The sequence below is a fragment of the Streptomyces sp. NRRL WC-3549 genome (genome assembly GCF_000721935.1).
Lineage (GTDB): Bacteria > Actinomycetota > Actinomycetes > Streptomycetales > Streptomycetaceae > Streptomyces.
Genome location: NZ_KL585434.1, coordinates 19,339 through 25,915 on the forward strand (window position 1 = coordinate 19,339; position 6,577 = coordinate 25,915).

The 6,577-nt window shown below is 70.6% G+C and carries 7 protein-coding genes and 1 pseudogene; 4 read left to right on the forward strand and 4 right to left on the reverse strand.

From position 1 onward, the window contains the following. The coding region (locus tag IH13_RS0131280) for a PhzF family phenazine biosynthesis protein (RefSeq protein WP_031089620.1) at nt 1–559 on the reverse strand (559 nt) is incomplete at its 3' end. Nucleotides 560–861: 302 nt separating this feature from the next. Further along, nucleotides 862–1,581 carry a formylglycine-generating enzyme family protein gene (locus IH13_RS0131285; RefSeq protein WP_031089622.1) on the reverse strand — a complete coding sequence of 240 codons (720 nt, stop codon included), beginning with the start codon at nt 1,579–1,581 and terminating at the stop codon, nt 862–864. A gap of 386 nt (nt 1,582–1,967) precedes the next feature. Here IH13_RS0131285 and IH13_RS45240 point away from each other — a divergent pair, with 386 nt between their 5' ends. Then, a complete protein-coding gene (locus IH13_RS45240; protein WP_234433464.1) occupies nt 1,968–2,714 on the forward strand; it encodes a hypothetical protein in 747 nt (248 codons plus the stop codon). On the opposite strand, the pseudogene IH13_RS39020 reads toward IH13_RS45240, so the two are convergent. Continuing rightward, nucleotides 2,602–3,376: pseudogene (locus IH13_RS39020) on the reverse strand (threonine ammonia-lyase); the annotation flags it as partial. The gene IH13_RS45240 and the pseudogene IH13_RS39020 sit on opposite strands and share 113 nt — an antisense overlap. A 312-nt stretch (nt 3,377–3,688) precedes the next feature. Beyond that, nucleotides 3,689–4,291 (reverse strand): DinB family protein, encoded by a 603-nt coding sequence (locus IH13_RS0131300; protein WP_031089624.1) that lies wholly within the window; start codon nt 4,289–4,291, stop codon nt 3,689–3,691. A 353-nt stretch (nt 4,292–4,644) separates the two neighbouring features. Between IH13_RS0131300 and IH13_RS0131305 the strand changes: the two genes are divergently transcribed. From IH13_RS0131305 to IH13_RS0131315, 3 genes are all read left to right on the forward strand, one after another. Further along, complete coding sequence (locus tag IH13_RS0131305) at nt 4,645–5,253, forward strand: PadR family transcriptional regulator (RefSeq protein WP_082317780.1); 609 nt, start codon at nt 4,645–4,647, stop codon at nt 5,251–5,253. A 178-nt stretch (nt 5,254–5,431) separates the two neighbouring features. Further along, entirely contained in the window at nt 5,432–5,974 is a 543-nt protein-coding gene (locus IH13_RS0131310) for a Clp protease N-terminal domain-containing protein (protein WP_031089626.1), read from the forward strand. Between the two features lie 67 nt (nt 5,975–6,041). Continuing rightward, a partial coding sequence (locus tag IH13_RS0131315) for an EamA family transporter (protein ID WP_031089628.1) occupies nt 6,042–6,577 on the forward strand: 536 nt, incomplete at its 3' end.

Consider the following 6,577-nt stretch of genomic DNA (forward strand, 5'->3'; position numbering starts at 1 on the left):
CCGCGGTGGCGATGACACCGCGCCGTGAGCAGGTGGCGAGAGCGGGGAAGTCCGGCCGGAGCGCGCGTACGGCCGCCTCGTCGGCCAGCTCGACCAGGAGGTCGCCGACGCTCTCCCCGGTGTCGTGGACGGAACGGGGTTCCGCTCCGAGCGCGTCCGCCAGGCCGTGCGGGGCGGCGACCGGTGTCAGCGGAGCCGTCGGGAAGTCCAGGGTGAGGGAGCCGTCCTGGTGGGCGGTGGTACGCAGGACGCCGGAGCGGCTCGCGAAGCGCACCGTGCCCTCCGCGAGGCCCGTGGTGTGCAGGACATGGGCGGTGGCGAGCGTGGCGTGCCCGCAGAGGTCGACCTCGGTGGTGGGCGTGAACCAGCGCAGTGCCCAGTCGGCCTCACCGCCCTGCGGGAGCCGGTGGGCGAAGGCGGTCTCCGACAGGTTGACCTCCGCGGCGACGCGCTGGAGGCGGTCGGGGGCGGGGAAGTGGTCGGAGTCGAGGAGCAGCACTCCGGCGGGGTTCCCGGCGAAGGGCCGGTCGGTGAACGCGTCGACGATGCGGATCTTCATGGCCCCGACCGTATGCCCGGGGCATTCGTGCGGTCCAAGGCCAATTCCGGGTGGTTGGCCTGTAGAGGGCCTGACGCCTTCGTGTATGGCCCACGGGCGGGGCCGGCGGCCGGATCGTCGGGTGCGGGGTGCCGGCGCCGGATGGCAGGGCGCGGCCGCCGGCCCTGCGCATCAGGCCCGGCTGGAGCGGCGGCGCGGGCTCCACAGGGAGCCGGACCGAGGTGTCGACGGGCAGTCCCCGGCGCGGCCCGGCTCCCAGGTGGTCTGGTGCGCCGGCGGCGGGCCTTCCCGCACGGTGTGGATCAGCGCCCGACGGAACGCGCGATGCGGAAACCCACGTCGTCGACCTGGAACGTCGGGTGGCTGCGGCGCCGCGCGGAGGCCCGGCAGCTCCAGTGCTCGTCGAACCAGCCACCGCCACGGAGCACCCGGTAGGCGCCGTAGACCTCGGCGTCGTAGACGTCCCAGCACCAGTCCCAGACGTTGCCGAGCATGTCGTGAAGCCCCCACGCGTTGGGGCGCTTGCCGCCCACCTCATGGAGGCGTTCGTGCGAGTTGCCGCGGTACCAGCCGATCTCGTCGAGCGTCCCGTAACGGGGACCTGCGGTCCCGGCACGGCAGGCGTGTTCCCACTCGGCCTCGGTCGGCAGCCGGTACCCGTCTGCGGACGCGTCCCACTCGATGTCCTCGGCCTCGATGTCCTCGGCCTCGATGTCCTCTGCCTTGATGTCCTCGGCCTCGGTACGGAAGTGGTACGCGGGCGTGAAGCCGGCCGCTCGGGACAGGGCGTTGCAGAACCGCGCCGCGTCCCACCAGGAGACGCACTCGACGGGCAACCGGTCACCGAGGGCGGCACTCGGCCGCCGCCCTGTGGTCTGTGCGTACAACCCCTGGGTGACCGAGCACGCCGCGAGCTGGTAGGGCGCAAGCTCGACCGACCAACTGCGTTGCGTCCGGCGGTCCGACAGTGTCACCCGCCCCGGCGGGATGGAGACCATCTCGTTCCCCGTCATCACGTCCATGAGCAGGAGAGCGTACCGGAGCCCGGCGGGCGGAACCGCAGAGTTGTCGACGGCCGTCCTCGGCTGACGCGAATCCGCCGGTCACCCCGTCCCCCGTCGGCGCGGACGAGCGCCGGTCATTCTCCGGGGTACTCGATCAGACGATCACCGGCACAACAGGTCAGCGCGGACGTCCCGTGTCAGCGATCACGGACCGATTGCCACCGAAGGTGGACCACCGCCGGATGGTGACAGCAAGATGGACCGCGGCGGGTCAGCCTCGGGCCCGTTGCGCCCCCTCCGGCTGCCCTCTCGGCTCTCGCGGGGGTCGTGCCGAGGCCTGATTCTCGGCCCTCGGGCCGAACAGCGACCTGGAGGGCCGGCGAGCGTGCGAGAGACAAGGACACTTGACGCGCTGGGTGCAGCGCCAGGGAGATCCCGGGGTCAGGGAGGAGGCGCGGCGGCACGCCGCCGATCCCACCGTGCACGGCGAGTGGGGCACGTTCCGCGACATGATGGCTCAGGCGGGCTTCCCCGACGACGTCACGGACGCCGCCTGGCAGCTCGTCCTTGGCGGCATCGCCGAGCAGGGACAGCTCAACGACGAGGCCATGGCGAGGTACGCCGACCGTCAGGAACAGCGCGACCATCGCGCGTCGAACAGCTGGTACCAAGAGCTGGTGAAGCTCATCGGCGACTACCTGGAGATCAACACGCCGACGCCGGCTCTCTGGTCGGGCGGCAGGCAGATCAGCGACTACGCCCTTGCCAAGGGCCACACCCCCTTGGAGTCCACCCCCTTCGGGGGCGTGGTCGACAAGCTGACCTTGACCTCGGACTGGATGCTCAAGACGCCGATGTGGAACGTCTTGTCCAAGGCCTTCGTGAACCATGCCCGAGGCCCCGTCCACATCTTTCTGCGGGCGTACAACCCCGACAGCGTCCTCATCGCGCAGGAGGTTCCGCAACTACGCGTGGTCATGGCGCTCAACCCGGCGGTGCAGCTCATCTGGCACCCGGTGTACGCCACGGCCGACGGACCTCCTGGACCAGGACGGCGTCGTCGGCGACCAGGAGGAGGTCGTCCAGGACGGACGGGATGGGAAACCGGCCGGCGACGCCGTCGGCAATGGTGTCGGTCGAGTCGGTGGTGACGACGCGCCGGTGGCGCCAGGAGTGTGTCAGCGCCGGGGCTCCCAGCGGCTGAACGCAGATCACCTCGACCCGGGCGCCAAGGCCTTCACCACATGACCCACACCGGTGGCCAGCGCCCCGCCGCCGAGAGCGATCAGGACGGCGTCGAACGACGGCACGGCATCCACCAGTTCCACGCCGATGGTGGCCGCGCCCTCGCAGGTCTCGATGTCCAGGCTGTCCTCGACCAGCCAGATGCCCGCACCGCGCGCGATGGCCGCGGCCCGCTCGCGCACCAACTCTTGGTCGCCGCCCACCAGTTCCAGCCTGGCGTCCAGCGCGCGGATGCGATCGGGCTTGGCCCGAGTCGCGAAGCGCGACGCCACGACGGTGACGTCGAGCCCCCGGCCGCGACCGGACCAGGCGAGGGCCTGGCCGAGGTTGCCCGCGCTCGCGCACACCACGGCTCGCGAGCCGTCATCGGCGAGCTGGCTGGCGACCAGCTCGGTGCCGCGGGCCTTGAAGCTGCGGACCGGGTTCGCCGTCTCGAGCTTGATGCTCACCGCCCATCCGAGAGGGGCTCCAGTGCCTCGCAGCGGTACAGCGGAGTATCGGGGAACATCGGGTCGATCACCCGGCGAGCCGCTCGGATCCGAGCAATGCCGAGGCGCGTCTCCTGCACGACACGGCAGCCTGGCGCCGCCGACTGACGCTTCACGAGTAATTGTCGAAGCCTGCTGGACAGGCAATCGGCCCGTCTTCGCCCGACACGGACTTCGATGGCCTCAGCTTCAGTGACAACCGACCCGGGATCGCTGTCACGCGTCAGCGCGGTGACCTGTGCCAGTGAACGTTGATCGATTGCCACCGAAGGATGATCAACGTTAGTTTGTGCCACAGAAGGTTGATCATTCGGTGTACAGGTAGGCCGGGGGCGCGGTCGACGGCGGAAGGCGACGCAGCCCCGATAGAAGATCGTCGCCGCTGTCCCGTCTCATCGGAGGTTGGGCGGTCTCAGCGAGTCTTGAGCGCGGTGGGTGTCGGCCGCCGCCTGGATGCGGGCGTGATGTTGCTGCCACTTGGCATCGTCGCCGAAGCCGTCGTGATCTGGTCCGGCTTTGCCGTCGATGAGCTCTCGCAGGACATCGGCGTGGCCAGCATGCTGGGCAGTCTCGGAGACCATGCGAACGAGCAGCACGCCCAAGGTGGTGGCCCGGCGGTCTTCGGGCCAGTGCGGCACCTGGCCCGGGGTTTCGAGTGCGAGATCCGTGATGGTTCGGTCGGCATGCGCGCAGGCACGTTGATAGAGCCCGATGATGTACTTGCTGGACTCAGCGGGCCTGGCCCACATGTCTGCGCCTTCCCAGATCGAACCGTCCTCGACCCAGGCCAGGGGCTCTGGTGCTGGCCGGTCGAACGATTCGCCGAGGTATCCGTACTCAAGGCCTGCCAGATGCTTGACCAAGCCCAGCAGGTTTGCGGCGGTGGGCGTCATGGGCCGGCGCATGTCGTATTCGGTGAGTCCCTCCAGCTTGGAGAGCAGACCGGCCCGTCCTGCCTGCAGCTTGCCGTGCAGCTCCGCTTTGAGATCAGTCACGTGGTCCTCCTTCAAGGATGAGGCCACCCAACCACGCGCCTGTGACAAGCAACCGGCGATGCGCCCGAGGCTGACGACGGCCGAACGCACCGTGCTCAACCTTCGATGAGACGGGACAGCCACCAGCGGTCATCCTCCACTGTCACAAACCCACAGGCAGTCAGTCCTAACTGGCACAGAAAGCAGTTGATCGCCCTTTGCTGGCAATCGATCAACGTTCACTGGCACAGGTCAGCGCGGACTAGGTTCGCGGGGCCTTGTCGTTCGACACTTTCCGATATATCGTTGAGCCATCGCGACGGATCAAAGACAGGAGTCGCGACACGAACCGCACAATGGAGAGGAGCGCAGTCATGCGTTCACATGGACACGACCAGGGGCATGAGCACGGATACGGCCCCGGACGCCGGGGTCCGGGCAGGGGGGACTTCGACGGCGGGCGTCCCGCTTTCGGGCCGTTCGGACCGCCCTTCGGAGGGGGGCCCTTCGGCGGCGGACGCGGCAGGGGCGGCGGCAGGGGGAGGGCCAGGCGCGGGGACGTGCGCGCGTCGATCCTCGCGCTGCTCAAGGACCGTTCGATGCACGGCTACGAGATGATCCAGGAGATCGGCGACCGCAGCGGCGGGGCCTGGCGGCCCAGTCCCGGATCGGTCTATCCCACCCTCCAGCTGCTGGAGGACGAAGGGCTCATCGTCAGCGTCAGCGAGGGCGGCAAGAAGCTGTTCACGCTCACCGAAACGGGCCGCACGGAGGCCGAGTCCGGCCCCGAGGCCCCCTGGGAGGACGCCGGACGCGGCGTCGACTGGGAGGGCATGAACGAGATCCGGCAGGCCGGCTTCGGCCTGATGGAGGCGTTCGGCCAGGTCTGGAAGACCGGCTCGGCGGACCAGCGGCAGAAGGCGCTCGCCGTCATCAACGAGTCCCGGAAGAAGCTGTACCTCATCCTGGCCGACGAAGACTGAGCCGTACGCTCCCGGCGGCGGCCGGTCAGGGCCGGCGGACACCGCGGGCCCTGACCGTGTGAGGGTGCGACCTCATCCCGGAGGATGAGGAACCCCTGTCCCCGCCCACCTTCCGCGGGATGTGCGGATGGGCCGTCCTGGCGACGACTTCGCCCGTCGGGGCTGGTGGAGTAAGAGGGTGCACCACCGGACGACATGGACACCCGAACAGGTCCCGCCGAGCCGCACCGCCCACGTGGCGCCGCTCACCGCCGAGCTGGCCGCGGTGGCGTCGGGGGCCCGCAGGCGGGCGGTGCGCGACGGCGACCGGCACACCGACACGGCGCATCTCCTGCACTCCCTGATCGAGTCCGACCCCGAGGTCAGGGAGATGTTCGACGGCGGCCCCCAACTGGCCCGGGTGCTCGGCTACCTGGTCCAGCGCAGCATCGGCTACGGGCTGCGCTGGCAGGGCACCCGGGAGGACTCGGGCTCCTTCCCCGCGGTGCCGGACCCGGGGACGCAGGCCTGGTCCCCCTCGGCCGCCGTCGCGCTCGACCGTGCCGTCCGCCGTGCGGTACTGCGCGGGGAGCCCCGCGCCGGCGGACTGGACCTGCTCGCCGCCCTGGTCGCGGACCCCCGCTGCCGCGCCGTCGAGGTGCTGGAACGGGCGGGTGCCGACGCGGCACGGCTGGCCGTGCGTGCGGCCGGCCGGCTGGACGGGGCCGACCGGGCGGAGTGACCACGGGCATCCTCGCGACAGGGGTCACAGGGGTGACGCTGCTGACGCCAACTGCCATGATGTGCCGATGTACGCGACTCAGGGCAGAAGCGCCGGGCTGGGCCTCGCCCTCGCCTCGGCGTTCGCATTCGGTGGTTCGGGGGTCGCGGCCAAGCCCCTGATCGAGGCCGGACTCGACCCGCTGCACGTGGTGTGGCTGCGGGTGGCGGGGGCCGCACTCGTCATGCTGCCCGTCGCCTGGCGCCACCGGAACCTGGTGCGGGAACGCCCCGCGCTGCTCGCCGGTTTCGGGTTGTTCGCCGTCGCGGGGGTGCAGGCCTGCTACTTCGCCGCGATCTCCCGTATCCCCGTCGGAGTCGCCCTCCTCGTCGAGTACCTCGCCCCGGCGCTGGTGCTCGGCTGGGTGCGCTTCGTACAGCGCCGGCCGGTGACGCGGGCCGCTGCCGCCGGGGTGGTGCTGGCGGTCGGGGGGCTCGCCTGCGTCGTCGAGGTGTGGGCGGGGCTGGGCTTCGACGCCGTCGGACTCCTGCTCGCCCTCGGCGCCGCCTGCTGCCAGGTCGGCTACTTCGTCCTGTCCGACCAGGGGAGCCAGGGTGCGGCGGG

What these genes read in the sequence shown, in the direction of transcription:
- IH13_RS0131285 (WP_031089622.1), bottom strand. Translation starts at nt 1,581, where the DNA reads ATGGACGTGATGACGGGGAACGAGATGGTCTCCATCCCGCCGGGGCGG.
- IH13_RS0131305 (WP_082317780.1), top strand. Translation starts at nt 4,645, where the DNA reads ATGCGTTCACATGGACACGACCAGGGGCATGAGCACGGATACGGCCCC.